The organism is Streptomyces sp. NPDC102283 (genome assembly GCF_044766265.1).
In the GTDB taxonomy this organism is placed as follows: domain Bacteria; phylum Actinomycetota; class Actinomycetes; order Streptomycetales; family Streptomycetaceae; genus Streptomyces.
Window position 1 is genome coordinate 108427 of sequence record NZ_JBIWLQ010000006.1, and the last position, 19950, is coordinate 128376.

The window sequence follows — 19950 nt, forward strand, 5'->3', positions numbered from 1 at the left end:
CGCGGACGGCGGGGGCTGCGGGGACGGCGTACGCCTGGAGCGTTCCGGGCGGAGGGCGGCGGTTAGATTGGGTGCGTGCTCACTCGTCTCACGCGCCCCCGCGTCCTCGCCCTCTGCGCGCTGCCCGTCCTCGCCCTCTTCGGTACGGCGGCCTTCGCACCGCTGCCGTTCACCCTGGCCCGGCCCGGGCTGACCGCGGACGTGCTCGGCGAGGACGACGGGCGGCCGGTGATCACCATCACCGGCGCCGAGACCCGGCCCACCGACGGGCAGCTGAGGATGACGACGATCCTCGCCACCGGGCCGAAGGCGGACGTCCGTATCGGCGAGGTGATCGACGGCTGGTTCCGGACCGACCGGGCGGTCATGCCGCGCGACTCCGTCTATCCCACCGGCGGCTCCGAGAAGGAGATCGAGAAGCACAACCTCGACGACATGAAGCAGTCGCAGAACGTCGCCGTCGACGCGGCCCTCGACTACCTGGACCGCGAGCCCGGTTCGATGCGCGTCGAGGTGGACCTCGGCGACGTCGGCGGCCCGAGCGCCGGCCTCTTCCTCTCCCTCGGCATCATCGACAAGCTCGACGGCAACGGCTCCGGCGGCGACCTCACCGGCGGACGCACCATCGCCGGTACGGGGACGATCGACGCGGACGGCAAGGTCGGCGCGGTCGGCGGTGTGTCGATGAAGGCCCAGGGCGCCCACCGCGACGGGGCGAGCGTCTTCCTCGTGCCGAAGGCCGAGTGCGCCCAGGCGGAGGCCGAGGCGCCCGACGGGCTGCGGATCGTGCCCGTCTCCACGCTGAAGGACGCGGTCGGCTCGCTCAAGGCCCTGGAGTCGGGCGGGAAGGTACCGGGCTGCTGACCTGCGCCGACGGCTCGGACCCTACGGGTGGCGCCAGCTGTACGGATGACGCCGACTGTACGGATGACGCCGGCTGTACGGGCTCCGCCCCCGGCACGTCGTTCAGCGTCCGCCAGGACGGGAACACCAGCGGGCTCAGCGTGGCCAGGAAGTAGACCCCGCCCAGCGCCAGCAGCGCCCCCGTCGCGCCCGCGCCCTCCACGAGCAGCCCGGCCGCGAGCCCGCCCAGCGGCATGGCGAACTCGCTGCCCGCCGTCAGTACCCCCGACACCCGGCTGCGCAGCCGGTCCGGCACACGCTCGTAGACGACCGTCGTCAGGATCGGGTTCAGCACGCCGCCCGCGATCCCGCCGAGCAGCATGGTGACCGCGAGCGGCAGCGTCGTCCCGGTCACCGCGGCGACCAGATACCTCGGCGCGCCGCACAGGATCACGCACACCGTGAACACCGTCCGCCGCGAGAACCGGTGCCCCACCGCCCCGTACAGCAGGGCCCCCACCAGCCCGCCCGCCCCGAACATCGCGGTGAGCAGTCCGATGGCGGTCGCGCCGCCCAGCTCGGCCTCGGCGTGCACGGGGAGCAGGACGGCGTACCAGCCCTGGTCGGTGCCGTTCATGAACATCACCATGACCACGATGGCCAGCAGCAGCCGGTTGCCCAACAAGTGGGTGTATCCCTCGCGGAGTTCGGAGCCGTAAACGCGCAGCGAGACCGGGGCCTCGGCCTTCCGCGGCTCGGCCGCGCGGATGCCCCGTACTCCTGCGGCGATCAGCAGCGCCGACAGGGCGAAGGTCGCCGCGTCCAGCAGCAGGGCCGTCTCCGCGCCGGCGAAGGCGATGAGGACGCCGGCCAGCGCCGCGCCCACCATCCGGGCCCCGCGCGAGACCGCGTCGAAGAGGCTGGCGGCCCGGGGGAGCGTGGTGCCGGCGTGCTCGGCCAGATCCGGGATCAGGACGTAGCGCGCGGTGTTGCCCGGGGTGTGGGCGAACCCGTTGACCGCCATCAGCGCGCACAGCATCCAGAAGTCGAGGACGCCGGCGAAGTGCAGCAGCGGGATCGCGGCGATGGCCGACGCGCACACGGCGTCGGAGGCGATGGCGACCCGGCGGCGGCCGATCCGGTCGATGACCGGTCCGCCGATCAGGGCGGCGACGACGATCGGCAGGGTGGCGCAGAAGGCGACGAACCCGGCCCGACCCGGGCTTCCGGTGGTCTCCAGGACGAACCAGGGGACGCCGATCAGGGTCAGTGAAGTGCCCGCTGTGGATACGGCGTTCGCCGCGAGCGTGGCGGCGAGCGGGGTGCGGTTCCCCATGGTGCGCTCTCCCCCCGAGATGGTTTTATGCGGTACGGAAGGCGCCGGTGCGGGGCGCGCGGGTCGCGGACCTGTCCTGACCCTGTGTCAGCCGGAGGCCGACCTCGACCAGGGTCCAGCCGACCCGGGAGCGCAGGCTGGTGCGGGGGAGGCGGAACGCCGTCGCCTCGCTCCGGAGTTCGGCCGCGCGGGCGGTGTGCAGGACGTGGTGTACATCGGCGTGCATAAGGCGATTCCCTTCGGGTGGCGGGCTGTTGGATTCTCGGTGCTCACTCGGAACGGCGCGGGAAGGTGTGCAGGTGGGTCCGGACGACGGCCGATCCCTCGGTGTCGTCGGGGACGCGGCCCCGGTAGCCCTCCACGAGCTCCAAGACCTTCCGGGACAGCTCCAGTGCCAGCTCCGGGGTGAGGCGGATCGTGAAGTCGCTCATGTCCCAGCTGCGCTGCCACTCCTGTGGCCAGTCGTCCATCGTGCCCAGCCAGGTGTTCAGTTCCTGGGCGTGGCCGGTGGCCGTCTCGTGGAGGAGGAAGTCGATGGCTCCGCGCACCTCCGGGTCGGCGTGCGTCCGGAACTCGGCGCTCTCGACGGTCGAGCCGTCGTGGGCCGCCCGCCACCAGCGTTCGCGGCCCTTGCCCAGCTCCGGGGCGTCCTCGACCATGCCGGACTCGGCCAGCTGGCGCAGGTGGTAGCTGGTCGCGCCGCTCGACTCGCCCAGCCGCTCACCGAGCCGGGAGGCGGTGGCCGGTCCGAACTCGCGCAGTGCTTTCAGCAGCCGGATCCGGAGGGGGTGTGCGATGGCCCGCAACGTGCGGGCGTCGACCTGGTGGATCTTCCGGTCGGTGCCGTCGTAGCGGTAGGGGCGGGCGTCCTCGTTCTCTGCCATGGTGCGAAGGTAGCGATGCAAAGAATCCTTTGCAAGACTTTTTTGCAAGGATTCTTTGCAACGGTTCTTCGCAACTCACCCCTCCTCGATGAACCCCTCCGCCACCAGCCACTCCTTCGCCACCTCGTGCGGGTCCTCGCCCTCCACGTCCACCTTGGCGTTCAGCGTCTGCGCGACCTCCGTCGTCAGCTTCCTGGCGAGGGGGTCCAGCAGCTCCGCGATCACCGGGTACTTCTCGAAGGTCGCCTCGTGGATGACGGGGGAGGCGTTGTAGTTGGGGAAGAAGTTCTTGTCGTCCTCCAGGACGTCGAGGTTCATCGCCTTGATCCGGCCGTCGGTGGTGAACACCTCGCCCAGCAGGCAGGAGTCGGACCCGGAGACCTGGGTGTAGATGATCCCGGCGTCCATCTTCCGGATGTTGCCCGCCGGGATCTGCATCCCGTACCGCTTCTCCATGCCGGGCAGCCCGTCGTCCCGGGAGGCGAATTCGTTCTCCACGCAGATCGTCACCGCGCCCGGGTCCTTCTTCGCCAGGGCCGCCACGTCCGAGAGGGTCTTCAGCCGGTACTTCGCGTTGTTCTTCTTGCTGATGGCGAGCGCGTACGTGTTGTCGAGCGGCGCCGGCGGCAGCCACACCACCCCGTTGCCCCGGTCCTCGTCCCGCACCGCCTCGTACTGCTTCCTCGGGTCGACGATGGGGTCCGCGTGGCCGAGGAAGGTGATCCAGCCGGTGCCGGTGTAGTCCCACTGGGCGTCGGCGTCGCCGTTGATGATGGCCTCGCGCGCGCTGATCGAACCCGGCAGGTTCGTCCGGTCCAGGACCTCCGCCCCGGCCGCCTTGAACACCAGGCCGGTCATCTGGCCCAGGATGATGTTCTCGCTGAAGTTCTTCGACGTCACCGTCAGCGACGCGCCCTTGAGCGGCTCGCCCTGCCCGACCGACCCCGGCGACACGTCGTCCACCATCGGCGAACCGCTCTTGAGCCCGCAGCCGCTCACCAGCAGCACCGGCACCACCACCAGAAGCAGTCTCCTCCTCATCGCTCCTCCAGCCCGCGCGGCGTCAACGCCAACTCGGCCAGCGAGGCCAGCCAGTCCACCAGCAGGGCCAGCACCACCGTCAGCACCGAGCCGATGATCAGCACCGGCATCCGCTGCGTCTGGATCCCCGAGGTGATCAGGTCGCCCAGCCCGCCGCCCCCGCCGAACGTCGCCAGCGTCGCCGTACCGACGTTCAGGACGAGTGCCGTACGCACCCCGGCCAGGATCAGCGGCACCGCGAGCGGCAGCTCCACCTTCATCAGGACGCCCCGGCCGGACATCCCCATCCCGCGCGCCGCCTCGATCATGTTCGGCTCGATCGCCCGCAGGCCCGCCACCGTGTTGGAGAGCACCGGCAGCACCGCGTAGATCACGATCCCGATGATCGCGGTCCGCGGGCCGATGCCCAGCCAGATCACCAGCAGCGCCAGCAGCCCGATCGCGGGCGTCGCCTGCCCGATGTTGGCCAGCGCGGTGAACGCCGGGGCAGCCTTCCGCAGCCGCCGCCGGGTCAGGGCGATGCCCAGCGGGATCGCGATGACCAGCACCCAGAACGTGGAGATCGCCGTCAGCCGCACATGCTGCCACCAGCGCAGCTGCACATTGCCGCCGGTCAGGGAGTTCTCCGCGATCGAGTCCAGATGGATGTTGGTGATCCAGACGTAGGTGACGACCACGATGACCACCAGCACCACCGGCAGGACCACCAGCTTCCGCCAGGTGAACCGGCGCTGCGGCGCGGCCGGGGCGGGGGAGGGGTCGCTCTCCTCGTCGTGGAACGCGTGGCCCTTGACGTCGTGTTCGCCCGGCGGACGGGTGGGGGCGGCCGGACCCTTGCCGGAGCCGGACCGATGGCTGGGGCTCATGCTCCGCCGCCACCCCCCTCCAGCTCCTGCTCCGTCCGGTGGACCCGTAGCTCCTCCAGCTCGTGCTGGTGCTCCATCGCCGTCAGCCGGTCGGCCTCCAGCAGCTCCTGCACGTTGTCCATCAGCGTCTTCATGTCGACGACCCCGATGAACTCCCCGCGCCGCCCGGTCACCGCGACCCGGCCCCCGCTGTCGGTGAGGACCGCCTCCAGCGCGTCGTGCAGCGTGGCGTCCCGGGTCACCGTGTCGTGCACCAACTGCCCGGCCCGCGCCAGCGAACCGCGCGCCCGCATCAGGTCTCCGCGCCGCAGCCACTTGTACGGACGGTTGCGGCGGTCCAGCATCAGCAGCTCGTTGTGCGGGCCGCTGCGCAGCTTGTTGAAGATCGACTGGAGCGGGTCCTCGACCGTCACCGTCGGGAAGTCCGCGATGCCCACATCCCGTACGCGGGTCAGGTTCAGCCGCTTGAGGGCCGCGCCCGCGCCGACGAAGCCCGAGACGAAGTCGTCCGTCGGGTTGGTGAGGATCGCCTCGGGGGTGTCGAACTGCGCGATGTGCGAGCGCTCCCGCAGTACCGCGATCCGGTCGCCGAGCTTGATCGCCTCGTCGAAGTCGTGGGTCACGAACACGATCGTCTTGTGCAGCTCGTGCTGGAGCCGGATCAGCTCGTCCTGGAGGTGGTCGCGGGTGATCGGGTCGACCGCCCCGAACGGCTCGTCCATCAGCAGTACGGGAGGGTCGGCGGCCAGCGCCCGCGCCACGCCCACCCGCTGCTGCTGCCCGCCGGAGAGCTGGCGCGGATAGCGGCCGTGGAACTCGCGCGGGTCCAGTCCCACCAGGTCGAGCATCTCCTCCACCCGGTCCTTGACCCGCGACTTGGACCAGCCGACCATCTTCGGGACCAGGGCGATGTTGTCCGCGACCGTCATGTGCGGGAAGAGTCCGGAGGACTGGATGGCGTAGCCGATCTTGCGGCGCAGCTTCACCGGGTCGATATCGGTGACGTCCTCGTCGTCGATCCGGATCCGGCCCGACGTCGGCTCGATCAGCCGGTTGATCATCTTCAGGGTGGTGGACTTCCCGCAGCCGGACGGCCCGACGAAGACCACCGTCTCGCCCGCCCTGATCTCCATCGAGACGTTCTCGACGGCCGGATTCGGGGTGCCCGGGTAGCTCTTGGTGAGGTTCTCCAGCTGGATGGTGGCCCCGGAGGTGGCGGCGGCCTTGCCCGTGGTGCCCGCTCCGGTGTCGGTCCCGGTGCCGGTCTCGGTCTCAGGCACGGATCCCCCTCGGGATGGTCAGCCGTCCCAGCAGGACGTACGCGGCGTCGAAGAGCAGGGCCAGGACGACGATGCCGAGCGTGCCCGCGAGGACCTGGTTGATCGCGTTGGCGCTGCCCAGCGAGGCGATGCCCCGGAAGATCTCGTTGCCGAGGCCGGGCCCGGAGGCGTACGCGGCGATGGCGGCGATGCCCATCAGCATCTGGGTGGAGACCCGGATCCCGGTCAGGATCGGCGGCCAGGCGAGCGGCAGCTCCACCCGGCACAGCCGGGCCGGCCGCGACATCCCGATGCCGGTCGCCGCGTCGACCAGCGAGGGATCGACGCCCCGCAGCCCGACGATGGAGTTCCGGACGATCGGCAGCAGCCCGTACAGCGTCAGGGTGATCACCGTCGGCGCGACGCCGAGGCCGACCAGCGGGATCAGCAGACCGATCGCGGCGAGCGAGGGGATGGTGAGGATCGTGGCGGTGGAGGTGATGGCGAGCGAGCCGCCCCAGCCGCTGCGGTAGCTCACCACACCGATGACCACGCCCAGCACGGTGGCGATGACCATGCACTGGAATACCGCGCTGACGTGCTGGAACGCATCCGTGAGGAGCTGCTGGTGGCGGGTGCTCAGATACTCCCAGAAGCTCACACGGCACTCCTTCGGATCAATGACGCCCCGAGGCCTCGGGGCGGTCGGTGTCCTCGGCCGCCTGTTCCACCAGCGGGATGATCCGCAGCGGAACCGGGTTCTCCATGACGATCGCCGTGGAGGCCCGGACAATGCCATCAAATCCGACAACCCGGTCGATCACCCGCTGGAGATCGGCGTTGGAACGGGCGACCAGGCGGCAGAACATGTCGCCGTGCCCGGTGGTGGTGTGCAGCTCCAGCACTTCCGGCACGCCGCCCAAGTGGGCCCGTACGTCCGCCCCTTGGCCCTGTTTGATCTCCAGCGTGGCGAACGCGGTGACCGGGTAGCCGAGCGCCGCCGGATCCACGTCGGGGCCGAATCCCCGGATGACGCCGTTCGACTGAAGACGGTCCAGCCGCGCCTGCACGGTTCCGCGCGCCACCCCGAGCCGCCGGGATGCTTCGAGGACGCCGATCCGCGGTTCGCGCGCCAGGAGCACGATGAGCCGCCCGTCCAGATGATCGATCGCCATGAGGCCGCCTTCTGTGGTCACCCTGTACAGATAGTCCGGCCATCATGGCGAATCACTGGGCACATTGACCAGCTGATGCGCGAACTATTGCGCACCTTGCGATGTGGGGAGAGCCTTCGAACATGACTGAGACTCTGCACACCAGCCCCGAAACCGGGCTCGGCCACCAAGAAGAAGGTCAGCAGCCGAGGCGGAGCGGAGCGGAGCGGCAGGCCGATCCCTTCCCGGTCAAGGGAATGGACGCGGTCGTCTTCGCCGTGGGCAACGCCAAGCAGGCCGCGCACTACTACTCGACCGCCTTCGGCATGAAGCTGGTCGCCTACTCCGGACCGGAGAACGGCACCCGCGAGACCGCGAGTTACGTCCTGACCAACGGCGCCGCCCGCTTCGTGTTCACCTCCGTGATCAAACCGTCCACCGAGTGGGGCTCCTTCCTCGCCGACCACGTCGCCGAGCACGGCGACGGCGTCGTCGACCTCGCGATCGAGGTCCCGGACGCCCGCGCCGCGTACGCGTACGCCGTCGAGCACGGCGCCCGCGGCCTCACCGAGCCGCACGAGGTCAAGGACGAGCACGGCACCGTCGTCCTCGCCGCCATCGCCACGTACGGCAAGACCCGTCACACCCTGGTCGAGCGCACCGGCTACGAGGGCCCCTACCTCCCCGGCTTCGCGGCGGCCTCGCCGATGGTCGAGCCGGCCGCCAAGCGCACCTTCCAGGCCATCGACCACTGCGTCGGCAACGTCGAGCTCGGCCGGATGAACGAGTGGGTCGGCTTCTACAACCAGGTCATGGGCTTCACCAACATGAAGGAGTTCGTGGGCGACGACATCGCCACCGAGTACTCCGCCCTGATGTCGAAGGTCGTCGCCGACGGCACGCTCAAGGTCAAGTTCCCGATCAACGAGCCGGCCATCGCGAAGAAGAAGTCGCAGATCGACGAGTACCTGGAGTTCTACGGCGGCGCGGGCGTCCAGCACATCGCGCTCGCCACGAACGACATCGTCGCCTCGGTCCGCGCGATGCGCGCCGCCGGCGTCCAGTTCCTGGACACCCCGGACTCGTACTACGACACCCTCGGTGAGTGGGCCGGCGAGACCCGGGTGCCGGTCGAGACCCTGCGCGAGCTGAAGATCCTCGTCGACCGCGACGAGGACGGCTACCTGCTGCAGATCTTCACCAAGCCGGTCCAGGACCGGCCGACCGTCTTCTTCGAGATGATCGAGCGCCACGGCTCCATGGGCTTCGGCAAGGGCAACTTCAAGGCCCTGTTCGAGGCGATCGAGCGCGAGCAGGAGAAGCGCGGCAACCTCTGACCCGCGTCTCCCACGCGGAACGCCGCCGCGGCCCGGGGCAGTACCCCGGACCGCGGCGGCCCACGTCGTTCACGGCACCCGTCAAGGGCTCCCGACGCCGTCAGGGGCTCTTCGAGGCCTCGGCCGCCCCCGGCCTCTCCGCCGCCGGGCCGCTCGGCGCCGCCTCCGACGGGGCCGGGGACTTCGACGGGCCCGCAGCCGACTCCGAGGGGGCCGGAGCCGACTCCGAGGGGGCCGGAGCCTCCCGCTTCGTCTCCCGCTTCGGCTCCGGGGCGGGCGGCGGCGAGGGCGGGGGCGGCTGCATGTCGCCCGGTCCGCCCGCCGGCGGCTCGCCCAGTGCCTCCAACGCCTCCTCGGCCAGCGGCGCCGCGAGCGGCGAGAAGGCCGGATTCGTGCGCACGGCCTGCTCCAGATTGCGGCGCGCTGGACCGTAGTCCTCCAGCTCCCGCTGGATCACGCCCAGGTGGTACGCGTACGAGGCGTTCCGCACGCCCGTGTCCGCGGCCCGCTGCGCGTACTCCAGACCCTCCTCCGACTCGCCCGCCCGGTGCAGCGCCCAGCCCAGCGCGTCCGCCACCGCCGCGCTGCGGTGCTGCTTCGCCCACTGGCCGCGCAGCAGCTCCACCGCCGCGTCCGGGTCCCCGTGGTCGGCCTCGAAGCGGGCCAGCACCAGGGACTCGTCGACCCCGGCCTTCTCCGCCCCGGCCGCCATCTCCCGCAGCGCGGCGTACTGGGTGCGGGCGTCCCCGTCCAGCCCCAGCGACTCGTACAGCTCGCCCAGTTCCAGGGCGTACTCCGGGCGCGGGAGCTTCTCCAGCGCGCTCTGGTACGCGGCCAGTGCCTCGTCGGTGCGCTCCAGCGCCACCAGGGCCCGGGCCCGGCCCGCCAGCGAGGCGTGGTGACCGGCGTCCGTGCGCAGCGCCGCGTCGAACTGCGCCACCGCCTCCTCCGGTTCGCCCCGCTCCCACGCCAGCTCGCCGAGCCGGTGCAGCGCCTCGGCCTTCTCGGCGGGCTGCGTCGCCCGGTCCGCCGCCTCCCGGGCGGTGGCCAGCGCGTCCTCGCGCCAGCCCTGGCCCCGGTACAGCTCGGCGGTGCGGGCCAGCGCGGGAACGCCCTTGCGCAACTCGCCGAACCTCTCCGTCGCCGCGGTCGCCGCCTTCTGGTCGCCGAGCCCGGTGTACGCGTCGATGAGGACCGGATACACGCTCCAGGCCTTCGGCTGCCGCTTCTTCACCGTCTCGCCCCACCGCTTCGCCGCGAGGAAGTCGTGCCGGGCGTTGGCCAGGGCCGCCAGGCCCACCCACGCCTCCCCGTTCCCGCGCTCGCCCGCCCGCGCCTCCAGCGAACGCTTCAGGATCTCCTCGGCGCGGGCGTAGTACGTCGTGTCCGCCGAACGCCGCGCCCACTCCACGTACGCGGTGCCGAGCATCGCCAGCGACGGGGCGTCCTCGGGGTGGGACTCCACCCACTTCTGCCGGTCCCCGATCAGCGCGGTGAGGTCCGAGAGCGAGGCCGGGGAGCCCGCGGTCGTCGCCGCCTCGGCCCGCTCGACCGGCCCCGGCTCCTTCGGCCCGTCGCCCTCCCCGTCCTCCACCGCGACCAACGCCCCGGCCAGCAGCACCCCGGCGGCGAGTGCGCCGAACGCGGCCCTGCGCAGCGTCGTCCGCAGGGTGGGCGGCGGCGGGGGTACGGCGGTGGCGCCTTCGGCGGGCATCAGGTAAGGGTCCTGCGAGTCCTGCGGGGCCAGCGAGTCCTGCGGGGCCGGCTCGGGCGGCTGGCGGGACTCCGGCTCCTGCTGCGGCATGACATCCATGGCCATCACTGTGCGTCAGTCATACGAGCACACCGCGCCTTGGGATCGCCGCCGCCCACGGGTTCACACCATTGGCCCCGGGTGTCACGCTTGGATCATGAGCGATCTCCTCGAACGGCTGCGCGCGGGACTGCCCCCCGAGGCGCTGATCACCGATCCGGACGTCACCGCGTCCTACGCCCACGACATGGCGAGCTTCTGCGAGGCCGGCACCCCGGCCGTCGTCGCGCTCCCGCGCACGGTCGAGCAGGTCCAGCACGTCATGCGCACCGCCACCGCGCTGCGCGTCCCGGTCGTCCCGCAGGGCGCCCGTACCGGCCTGTCCGGCGCGGCCAACGCCTCGGACGGCTGCATCGTGCTGTCCCTGGTGAGGATGGACCGGATCCTGGAGATCAGCCCGGTCGACCGGATCGCCGTCGTCGAACCCGGCGTCGTCAACGCGGTGCTGTCACGCGCGGTGAACGAACACGGGCTGTACTACCCGCCGGACCCCTCCAGCTGGGAGACGTGCACCATCGGCGGCAACATCGGCACCGCGTCCGGCGGCCTGTGCTGCGTGAAGTACGGGGTCACCGCCGAGTACGTCCTCGGTCTGGACGTCGTCCTCGCCGACGGACGGCTCCTGACCACCGGCCGCCGCACCGCCAAGGGCGTCGCCGGATACGATCTGACCCGGCTCTTCGTCGGGTCAGAGGGCAGCCTCGGGATCGTCGTCAAGGCCGTCCTCGCGCTCAAGCCGCAGCCGCCCCGGCAGCTCGTCCTCGCCGCCGAGTTCCCCTCGGTGGCCGCCGCCTGTGACGCTGTGTGCCGGATCATGGAGCGCGGTCACACCCCGTCACTCCTCGAACTGATGGACCGTACGGCCGTGCGTGCTGTCAACGCGATGGCCTCCATGGGCCTGCCCGAGACCACCGAGGCCCTGCTGCTCTGCGCCTTCGACACCCCCGACCCGCAGGCCGACCTCGCCGCCGTCGGAGCGCTCTGTACGGCGGCGGGAGCCACCGAAGTGGTCCCCGCGGACAATCCGGCCGAGTCCGAACTCCTCCTCCAGGCCCGCCGGCTGGCGCTCACCGCCCTGGAGGCCGTCAAGTCCGCCACGATGATCGACGACGTCTGCGTACCGCGCTCCCGACTCGGCGCGCTGCTCGCGGGCACGGCCGCCATCGCCGAGGAGTACGACCTCACCATCGGCGTCTGCGCCCACGCGGGCGACGGCAACACCCATCCCACCGTCTGCTTCGACCACACCGACCCCGACGAGTCCCGCCGGGCCCGCGCGTCCTTCGACGCGATCATGGCGCTGGGCCTGGAACTGGGCGGAACCATCACCGGCGAACACGGCGTCGGCGTCCTCAAGAAGGAGTGGCTCGCCCGCGAACTGGGCGAGACCGGCATCGAACTCCAGCGCTCCATCAAGGCGGCCTTCGACCCGCTCGGCCTCCTCAACCCCGGCAAGCTCTTCTGACGGCGACCCTCCTGTCCGGCCGTCCTCACGCCTCGCCGTCCTGGGACGGTGCGTCGTCCGAGGCCCACGGGTCGCTCAGCCAGAGGTCGTCGGCCGGCAGCGGGGCCAGCAGCTCCGCCAGCGCCTCGTCGAGGCCGAGCCGGTCGCCCTCCGAACCGGGCGGCACCACCCGCAGGGTCCGCTCCACCCAGGCGGCCACGGCGGCCGAGTTCACTTCGAGCAGGGCGTCACCGTCGGGGGAGGTGAGGGCCACACAGATGACGCCGCGGCCCGCGACCTTCGTCGGCCAGATCCGTACGTCCCCGTGCCCGCACGGCCGGAACACGCCCTCCACCAGCAACTCCCGGGCGAACGTCCAGTGCACGGGCGACTCGGAGCCGATGTGGAAGGCGATGTGCACGGCGTACGGGTCGTCCGTGCGATACGTCAGCCGGGCGGGCACCGGAATGGACCGCTCGGGGGACAGGACCAGCTTCAGCTCCAGCTCACGTTCCACGATGCTCATCATGAGAATGCACAACCTTCCGGTGCTCGTGGGCCGGCCCCGTGACCGTCCCGCACAAGGAGAGAGCGCCCTCCCCGCCATCTATTACGCGACTTCTCAAAAAAACTTCACGCGGTCCCGAAAGTGGTCCCAAACAGGTGGACCGGCCCGGGGGCGGGCGGCTGTCTGATAGATGTGGACCCTTGTATTGAGGCCGTCCGCCCGCCCGGCGGGGACGGCCTGAGGCCTCGAAGAGATACGGGACCCGCTGATGAGCGCGCCAACTCCGGCACCCGGTGACGAAAGCCCCCGCGAGGGCTACTACCCCGACCCCTCCATCCCCGGCTACGTCCGGTACTGGAACGGCGCGTCCTGGGTCCCCGGCACGAGCCGCCCCGCGCCCCGGCAGGCGGGTCCGGCCGCCGCCCCCGCCGCCGGTGCGCAGGCCGCGCCGGTGGAGGAGACCGGGCCGATCTTCTTCGACGAGGAGGACGGCCACCAGGACCCCCCGGCCGGATCCGGCGAACCCGTCGCGGACCACGGGGACGCCGCGTCCGTCTGGCAGGCGGACACCGCACACCAGAACGGTTTCGGCGGCGACCGGGACCGCCGGGTCGACTGGGGCGGGCCGACGCGGGATCCGGCCGTCCGCCCGTCGCCGCAGGCGGACCCGAGGGCCCCGCTGGCCCAGGACCCGACCGGCGGCGCGCTGCCGGGGACGCGGGACGGCGACGGCCGGCCCGCCGAGGAGGCCGGGGCGCGTCCGCCGACCGACGGGACGGTCACGATCCGCGCGGTGGGACCGCGTGGCCCCGGGCCCGAGGCGGTACAGCCCAACGCCGTGCGGCCCAGCGCGGTACAGCCCGCCCCGGCGCCGTCGGACGCCGGTACGCAGCAAGGTCCGCAGAACGTGGGCGCGGCCCGGAACAGCCTCGCACCGGCTCCGGCGCGCAGGGCCCTGCCGGCACAGGCACAGCACGCGCAACAGGCACCGCTGCCATCGGCACAGCACGCCCAACACGCGCAACACGCGCAGCCACAGCAGGCACAGGTACAGCGGACGCAGGCGCAGCAGGCACCGGCGCCCACTCCCGCCCCTGCCGCCCCGGCTCCCGCCCCCGTACCGCAGGAAGTCCGGCAGGGGCCGGTCCAGGCCCCCGCACCCGCCCCCGTGCCCACGCCGTCTCCCGCACCCGTGCACCCGGTGGCCCCGCACACGCCGCTGACGCCGGGTCCGGGCGGCGGCTCGGCCTCCTGGGCGCGGCAGGCCCCCCAACTGGCCCAGCCCGAGCCGCAACAGCCGCAACAGCAACAGCAGCAGCAACCGCACCAGCATCAACCGCATCAGATCCAGCACCAGGGGCCGGGCGCGGACCAGCCCGTCGTGCCCTGGAAGCCGCCGGTCGACGATCCCTTCCAGCAACTCGCCCGCAACCAGGCGTCGGCCCGGCCCGCTGGGCTCGGCAAGCGGTTCGCCGCCCGGCTGATCGACAGTCTCGTGCTCGGCGCGGTCGTCGGGGCGGCGGCCGTCCCGCTGGCGACCCGGGCGCTCGACCACATCGACCGGAAGATCACCGCGGCGAAGGAGACGGGGGAGACGGTCACCGTCTGGCTGCTGGACTCCACCACCGGGTCGCTGCTGGGGGCTCTGCTCGTCGCGTTCCTTGTCATCGGCTTCCTCCTGGAGGCGCTGCCGACGGCCAAGTGGGGCCGGACCCTGGGCAAGAAGCTCTGCGGGCTCGACGTACGGGACATCGAGTCCCACGACGCGCCCACCCTGGGCGCGGCCCTGCGCCGCTGGCTCGTCTACGGCGTGCTGGGGCTGCTCGTCATCGGTGTGGTCAACGTTCTGTGGTGCCTGATCGACAGGCCCTGGCGCCAGTGCTGGCACGACAAGGCGGCCCGCACCTTCGTCGCGGGCTGAGCGGGCCGATCGGACCCGGGAGAACGCGTGGCCGGGCCGGCTCCGGGAGAACGCATGGCCGGGCGCGGAGCGAAAGGCCCGTTTAGACTCGTATGCCACTCCGTGTCCCCCGAACGCACCTGAGCCGTTGCGGGGCCCGGTGACGCGGGATGCACTGCCCCCATGAGCAACGACCAGCCGACGCCCGGCCAGCCGCCCGAGGACGACGATCCGTTCCTCAAGAAGCCGCAGGAGCCCTCGCCGCCGTCCGAGGGTCAGCCCTACGGCAGTGCGCCGCCCCCGCCGCCCCCGCCGCCTCCGCCGAACGATCCGTACGGCGGAGGCGGCGGCTTCGGGGCGCCCGATCCTCTGGCCGGGATGCCGCCGCTCGCCGAGCCGGGGAAGCGGATCCTGGCGCGGCTCATCGACTTCCTCGTCATCTCGATCCCGCTGTACCTGATCTCGTTGCCCTGGGGCGGCGCGGTCGACGTCAACGGGGACGGCGACGACGGCTTCGGCGACGCGGTCGCCAATGGGTACAGCGGGCACCAGTTGCTGTGGTCGATCATCGGCCTGGTGGTCTACGTCGCCTACGACACCTACTTCACCCACAAGGACGGCCGCACGCTGGGCAAGCGGCTGCTGAAGCTGCGCGTCGCGATGCTCAACGACGGGCGGGTGCCCGACACCGGAGCCGCGCTGATGCGGGCCGTCGTGCTGTGGGCCCCGGCGCTGCTGTGCTGCCCGTGCCTGTGGTGGCTGATCAACATCGTGCTGATGTTCACCGACAAGCCCTACCGGCAGGGGTTGCAGGACAAGGCGGCCAAGACGGTCGTGGTGGCGGCCCGCTAGCGGACGGCCGTGCTCCGGCCCGTCGCCCGCTCAGCGTCGCAGCGAGTGCTCGTCCGCCGGTGCGGGTGTCTGAGCCGTCGAGCGGCCCGCCGTCACCCGCTCCCGGGCCCCGACGCCCTCCAGGGCGTGGTGGGTTCGGGCGGCGGCGCCGGCGGTCGCCGTCCGTCCGGACCCCGTTGCTCCACGGTGGCGGGGGAGCGGCAGGCGTACGGCGACGAGGAGGCCGAGGACCAGCGCGGTCGTGCCGACGGCGGCGATGCCGATGCCGGACTCCGTGCGGAACAGCAGCAGCAGGGCGAGCGTCGTGACGACGACGGTGGCCGAACCGTAGGCGAACTGTGCGGCAGTCGGACGCGGCATGGCGGTTTCCGTCCTCGGGACGTCGGATGGGCGGGCGGCGTTCGGCACGATCGCGCGTGCCGAACGACCCTACGACGGTGAATGCCCGACCCGGACCGGTAGTAAGCGTGACCTAACGCACGGTACCGGTGCACAGGGGGCGCACGGAGTCACGCCTCTCACCAACCGGACGGCGGGACGCGCCTGTTGGGGTGCGATGAACGGCCAGGTCCGGGCTGCCGACGTTCCTTTACCGTTCCCATGCCCTTCCCATACCGTCCGCATACCGGAAGAGTGCTCCGCATAGTGCACTTGGTCTGTTCAAGTCAAGGTCTGTCTTTTCTTTCATAACTCCGATCGAATGTCGTCACTTGTGACGCGTTTACGCGCGCGGCCCGTTCTCTACCCCCCTGGTCGCTGCGCGGACGCCCGGGGAGGACTGCATCAAGTGACCAATCAGAGACGGGCGCTTCGCGCCGCTGCCGTTGTCGTGGCCATGGCCGCGACCGCCGCGACGGCGTCGACCTTCGCCACCGCCCAGGCGCATGACAGCTCATCAGGGTCCGGTGTCTCCACCGTCGACCGCCGAGACCCGGCGCCGGCCAAGGGGCACGTGGAGCACAACCTGGAGGGTCCCTTCAGCGAGGAGCAGGCCGCCCAGCGCGAGGCCGCGCTGGAGCTGGTGCTGTCCGGGGACAAGAAGGTGGCGAACCGGAGCGGCTCCAAGGTCGTCAAGCTCGGCGACAAGAAGTACGTGGAGCTCGGCCGGGAGAAGACCGACAAGATCTTCACCATCCTGCTGGAGTTCGGCGACCAGGTCGACGACACCACCATGTTCGACCCGGACGGCGACGGCCCCAAGCCGCCCGTCAAGAAGTTCGGGGGCGCCCCGGGCCCGGCGCACAACAAGATCGCCAAGCCGGACCCGAAGAAGGACAACAGCACCGCCTGGAAGGCCGACTACAACCAGGAGCACTTCCGGGAGCTCTACTTCGGCGAGGGCAAGGGCGTCCACTCGCTCAAGACCTACTACGAGAAGACCTCCTCGGGCCGTTACTCGGTCGAGGGCGAGGTCTCCGACTGGGTCAAGGTCCCCTACAACGAGGCCCGTTACGGCTCGAACTACTGCGGCCAGACCAACTGCGCCAACGTGTGGGACGCGGTGCGCGACGGCGTGAACGCCTGGGTCGCGGACCAGCAGGCCAAGGGTCGCACCGACGCGGAGATCAAGGCGAACCTCGCCGAGTACGACGAGTGGGACCGCTACGACTTCGACGGTGACGGCAACTTCAACGAGCCCGACGGCTACATCGACCACTTCCAGCTGGTCCACGCCGGCGAGGACGAGTCGGCCGGCGGCGGCGCCGAGGGCACCAACGCCATCTGGGCGCACCGCTGGTACGCGTACGGCACCAACGCCGGTGCGACCGGCCCCGCGGACAACAAGGCCGGTGGCGCCCAGATCGGCGACACGGGCATCTGGGTCGGCGACTACACCGTCCAGCCCGAGAACGGCGGCCTGGGCGTCTTCGCCCACGAGTACGCCCACGACCTCGGCCTCCCGGACCTGTACGACACCTCCGGCGGCGGCGAGAACTCGGTCGGCTTCTGGTCCCTGATGTCGGCGGGCTCCTGGCTCGGCACCGGCAAGGGCGAGATCGGCAACCTGCCGGGCGACATGACCTCGTGGGACAAGCTCCAGCTGGGCTGGCTCGACTACGACAAGGCCAAGGCGGGCAAGACCTCGCTGCACAAGCTGGGTGTCTCGGAGTACAACACCAAGAACCCGCAGGCCCTCCTCGTCGAGCTGCCGAAGAAGGCCGTCACCACCACCGTCGTCAAGCCCGCCGAGGGTGCGAAGCAGTGGTGGAGCGACATGGGCGACGACCTGTCGAACACCCTGACCCGCTCGGTCGACCTGACCGGCAAGTCGAAGGCCACGCTGGACCTTTCGGGCTGGTACGACATCGAGGCCGACTACGACTACCTCTACACCGAGGTGTCCGACAACGGCGGCGCCAACTGGACCGCGCTCGACGGCACCGCCGACGGCAAGGCCATCCCGCGCGACGCCAGTGACAAGCCGGCCCTGACCGGCGTCTCGGGCGCGTACAAGAAGCTGTCCTTCTCGCTGGACGCCCACGCGGGCAAGAAGGTCGACCTCCGCTTCCGCTACCAGACGGACGGCGGCGCGGGCGGCAAGGGCTTCGCGGCCGACGCCGTCACCGTCACCGCCGACGGCGCGGCGCTGTTCTCGGACAACGCCGAGGGCGACGACAACGGCTGGACCGCGAAGGGCTTCTCGCGCATCGGTGAGTCCTTCACCCAGGACTACCCGCAGTACTACATCGCGGAGAACCGCCAGTACGTCAGCTACGACGAGACGTTGAAGGTCGGCCCGTACAACTTCGGCTTCTCCGGCACCCGTCCGGACTGGGTCGAGCACTACGCGTACCAGAACGGTCTGCTGGTCTGGCTCTGGGACACCTCCCAGAAGGACAACAACACCTCCGTCCACCCGGGCCAGGGTCTGATCCTGCCGATCGACGCGCACGCCAAGCCGCTGAAGTGGAAGGACGGCTCGCTCCTGCGCAACAAGATCCAGCCGTTCGACGCGCCGTTCAGCTGGTACCCGAACGAGGGCTTCACCCTCCACAACGCGGACGTGCCGCTGCACATCAAGCCCGCCCTGGGCTCCCCGGTCTTCGACGACCGCAAGGGCACCTACTGGTACAAGGAGAACCCCACGGGCAGTGTCAAGGTTTCTGACACGAACACCCGCATCTCCATCGTCCAGGAGCCCCGCAACGGCTCGACGATGCGGGTGATGGTCAGCCCCTCGGGCCGCTGATCAAGTAGAACCGCAGGTCAAACCATGATCGGCCGTCGCCCCCTAGCGGGCGGCGGCCGATCGTGTTTAGGTGCGTCTTGTTCACATCCTTATTGACACGACGTCTCACGGGGGAGCGCGGAGCATGGCTGGTGGAGGTTTCTGCAGGTTGCCGAACGGCACGGTGGTGGTCGCTCTGACCCTGACCAGACCGGCCGACGGGACAGGCTCCTGCGGCGGTACGGGAGCGGGGCCCGGCGCCCCGGTGCGGGTGCTGGTGCACGCGGCGAACCGGGCGCGCGCCCTGACCAGGCTGCGCAATCTGGGGCTGCGAGCGGTCTACCTGCGCGGCAACGACCGCCCGCCCACGCCGGACGAGGTCACGGCGGTGCTGCACCATCCGGACGGTCTGCTGTGGCGGGCCGCCCCGCGGACGGACCCGGCCGGGTCGCCGGGCCTCGCACCGCAGTCGCCCCGGTCCTCCCCGTCACCGCAGTCGTGCCAGGAGCTGTGGCACCCGATCAGGGCCCTGCTGGGCCCCACCGGGTACGCCGGACCGGCCCGCCCGGCCGCGTAGGCACGAGGGGCGTGGTCCGGGAGGGGGCGGACGCGGCTACGCGACGACCGGTGTGCCGGAGAGCTTCACGCCCGCCGTGCGCATCTCGGCCAGGGCCCGCTCCGTGGTCGCCCCGGACACGCCCGCGGTCAGGTCGAGCAGCACCTGCGTGACGAAGCCCTCACGGGCCGCGTCCAGCGCGGTGGCCCGCACGCAGTGATCGGTGGCGATGCCGACCACGTCGACCTCGGTGACGTCGCGGTCGCGCAGCCACTGGGTGAGTCCGATCCCGTTCTCGTCGGAGCCCTCGAACCCGCTGTACGCGGCCGCGTACGCCCCCTTGTCGAACACCGTGTCGATCGCGCCGGAGGCGACGGCGGGTGCGAAGTTCGGGTGGAAGCCGACGCCCTCCGTACCGGCGACGCAGTGCACCGGCCAGGAGTGCTCGAAGTCCGGGCTGGGCGAGAAGTGGTCACCCGGGTCGATGTGGTGGTCGCGGGTGGCCACCACGTGACGGTAGCCGGGCTGGGCGGCGCCGATCAGGTCGGTGATGGCGGCGGCGACATCGGCACCGCCCGCCACCGCGAGGCTGCCGCCCTCGCAGAAGTCGTTCTGAACGTCCACGACGATCAATGCGCGGTGCATGGCGGGTGTCCTTCGGTGGGGGCGGGAGCGGATGGAGGGCGGACGGAGGGCGGTGCGGGTGGGACGGGAGCGGCTGGGGTCGGAGCGGGACGGCGGCGGGCGGGACGGGGATGCCGGGGTCTTCGGGTGTGTCCGCGGGTTCGAGCCTAGGCACTGGACCGTCACAATCAAGCCCGTCCGCCAAACCCTCGGTTGCGGACCCGGTCGGGGGGGGGGGGGGGGGGGGGGCGGCCCGCCCCCCCCCCCCGCCCCCCCCCCCCCCCCCCCGCCCCCCCCCCCCCCCCCCCCCGCCGCCCGCGCCCGGGGGGCCGGGGGGGGGGCCGCCCCCCCCCCCGCGCCCGCC

Annotated in this window: 18 protein-coding genes and 1 pseudogene; 7 read left to right on the forward strand and 12 right to left on the reverse strand. The window is 71.4% G+C overall.

Translation table 11 applies throughout. The features are described from left to right. Nucleotides 1-75: 75 nt before the first annotated feature. Nucleotides 76-864 (forward strand): S16 family serine protease, encoded by a 789-nt coding sequence (locus ACIRJT_RS14030; RefSeq protein WP_403908397.1) that lies wholly within the window; start codon nucleotides 76-78, stop codon nucleotides 862-864. Here the strand turns inward: ACIRJT_RS14030 and ACIRJT_RS14035 are convergent. The 8 genes from ACIRJT_RS14035 to ACIRJT_RS14070 all read right to left on the reverse strand — a co-directional run bounded on the left by ACIRJT_RS14035 (nucleotide 824) and on the right by ACIRJT_RS14070 (nucleotide 7404). Continuing rightward, a complete protein-coding gene (locus ACIRJT_RS14035; RefSeq protein WP_403908399.1) occupies nucleotides 824-2179 on the reverse strand; it encodes an MFS transporter in 1356 nt (451 codons plus the stop codon). The genes ACIRJT_RS14030 and ACIRJT_RS14035 overlap by 41 nt on opposite strands. A gap of 25 nt (nucleotides 2180-2204) precedes the next feature. Beyond that, on the reverse strand, nucleotides 2205-2405 hold the full coding sequence (locus ACIRJT_RS14040; RefSeq protein WP_403908401.1) for a hypothetical protein: 201 nt from the start codon (nucleotides 2403-2405) through the stop codon (nucleotides 2205-2207). A gap of 43 nt (nucleotides 2406-2448) precedes the next feature. After that, nucleotides 2449-3063 (reverse strand): ArsR/SmtB family transcription factor, encoded by a 615-nt coding sequence (locus ACIRJT_RS14045; RefSeq protein WP_403908402.1) that lies wholly within the window; start codon nucleotides 3061-3063, stop codon nucleotides 2449-2451. 75 nt (nucleotides 3064-3138) lie between these two features. After that, a complete protein-coding gene (locus ACIRJT_RS14050; RefSeq protein WP_403908404.1) occupies nucleotides 3139-4104 on the reverse strand; it encodes a glycine betaine ABC transporter substrate-binding protein in 966 nt (321 codons plus the stop codon). Next, on the reverse strand, nucleotides 4101-4970 hold the full coding sequence (locus tag ACIRJT_RS14055; RefSeq protein WP_403908406.1) for an ABC transporter permease: 870 nt from the start codon (nucleotides 4968-4970) through the stop codon (nucleotides 4101-4103). Before ACIRJT_RS14055 ends, ACIRJT_RS14050 begins: the two co-directional genes overlap by 4 nt. Beyond that, nucleotides 4967-6250, reverse strand: a complete 1284-nt coding sequence (locus ACIRJT_RS14060) for an ABC transporter ATP-binding protein (RefSeq protein ID WP_403908408.1) — start codon at nucleotides 6248-6250, stop codon at nucleotides 4967-4969. The genes ACIRJT_RS14055 and ACIRJT_RS14060 overlap by 4 nt, the downstream gene beginning before the upstream one ends. Continuing rightward, complete coding sequence (locus ACIRJT_RS14065; RefSeq protein ID WP_329155929.1) at nucleotides 6243-6890, reverse strand: ABC transporter permease; 648 nt, start codon at nucleotides 6888-6890, stop codon at nucleotides 6243-6245. The genes ACIRJT_RS14060 and ACIRJT_RS14065 overlap by 8 nt, the downstream gene beginning before the upstream one ends. A gap of 16 nt (nucleotides 6891-6906) precedes the next feature. After that, nucleotides 6907-7404, reverse strand: coding sequence for an Lrp/AsnC family transcriptional regulator (locus ACIRJT_RS14070; RefSeq protein ID WP_371623710.1), 498 nt, complete (start codon nucleotides 7402-7404; stop codon nucleotides 6907-6909). Nucleotides 7405-7526: 122 nt separating this feature from the next. On the opposite strand from ACIRJT_RS14070, the gene hppD reads away from it, so the two are divergent. After that, nucleotides 7527-8720 (forward strand): 4-hydroxyphenylpyruvate dioxygenase, encoded by a 1194-nt coding sequence (hppD, locus tag ACIRJT_RS14075; protein WP_403908410.1) that lies wholly within the window; start codon nucleotides 7527-7529, stop codon nucleotides 8718-8720. A gap of 712 nt (nucleotides 8721-9432) precedes the next feature. Here the strand turns inward: hppD and ACIRJT_RS14080 are convergent. Continuing rightward, nucleotides 9433-10539: pseudogene (locus ACIRJT_RS14080) on the reverse strand (tetratricopeptide repeat protein); the annotation flags it as partial. A 91-nt stretch (nucleotides 10540-10630) separates the two neighbouring features. Here ACIRJT_RS14080 and ACIRJT_RS14085 point away from each other — a divergent pair. Further along, nucleotides 10631-11998, forward strand: coding sequence for an FAD-binding oxidoreductase (locus tag ACIRJT_RS14085; RefSeq protein ID WP_403908412.1), 1368 nt, complete (start codon nucleotides 10631-10633; stop codon nucleotides 11996-11998). Nucleotides 11999-12023: 25 nt separating this feature from the next. Here the strand turns inward: ACIRJT_RS14085 and ACIRJT_RS14090 are convergent, their stop codons facing one another. Further along, a complete protein-coding gene (locus ACIRJT_RS14090) occupies nucleotides 12024-12506 on the reverse strand; it encodes an SsgA family sporulation/cell division regulator (protein WP_403908414.1) in 483 nt (160 codons plus the stop codon). A gap of 247 nt (nucleotides 12507-12753) precedes the next feature. Between ACIRJT_RS14090 and ACIRJT_RS14095 the strand changes: the two genes are divergently transcribed. Further along, nucleotides 12754-14406, forward strand: coding sequence for an RDD family protein (locus tag ACIRJT_RS14095; RefSeq protein WP_403908416.1), 1653 nt, complete (start codon nucleotides 12754-12756; stop codon nucleotides 14404-14406). A gap of 162 nt (nucleotides 14407-14568) precedes the next feature. Beyond that, complete coding sequence (locus tag ACIRJT_RS14100; protein WP_403908418.1) at nucleotides 14569-15237, forward strand: RDD family protein; 669 nt, start codon at nucleotides 14569-14571, stop codon at nucleotides 15235-15237. Between the two features lie 30 nt (nucleotides 15238-15267). Here ACIRJT_RS14100 and ACIRJT_RS14105 read toward each other — a convergent pair whose 3' ends face one another. After that, entirely contained in the window at nucleotides 15268-15597 is a 330-nt protein-coding gene (locus tag ACIRJT_RS14105; protein WP_403908420.1) for a hypothetical protein, read from the reverse strand. Nucleotides 15598-16024: 427 nt separating this feature from the next. Between ACIRJT_RS14105 and ACIRJT_RS14110 the strand changes: the two genes are divergently transcribed. Together ACIRJT_RS14110 and ACIRJT_RS14115 are read left to right on the forward strand one after the other, a co-directional pair. Further along, the gene (locus ACIRJT_RS14110) at nucleotides 16025-18427 is read left to right on the forward strand and encodes an immune inhibitor A domain-containing protein (protein ID WP_403908422.1); all 2403 of its coding nucleotides are present in this window, start codon (nucleotides 16025-16027) and stop codon (nucleotides 18425-18427) included. A 124-nt stretch (nucleotides 18428-18551) separates the two neighbouring features. Next, nucleotides 18552-18983, forward strand: a complete 432-nt coding sequence (locus tag ACIRJT_RS14115) for a hypothetical protein (RefSeq protein WP_403908424.1) — start codon at nucleotides 18552-18554, stop codon at nucleotides 18981-18983. Nucleotides 18984-19019: 36 nt separating this feature from the next. Here the strand turns inward: ACIRJT_RS14115 and ACIRJT_RS14120 are convergent, their stop codons facing one another. Then, the gene (locus ACIRJT_RS14120; protein ID WP_403908425.1) at nucleotides 19020-19607 is read right to left on the reverse strand and encodes an isochorismatase family protein; all 588 of its coding nucleotides are present in this window, start codon (nucleotides 19605-19607) and stop codon (nucleotides 19020-19022) included. Nucleotides 19608-19950 lie beyond the last annotated feature (343 nt).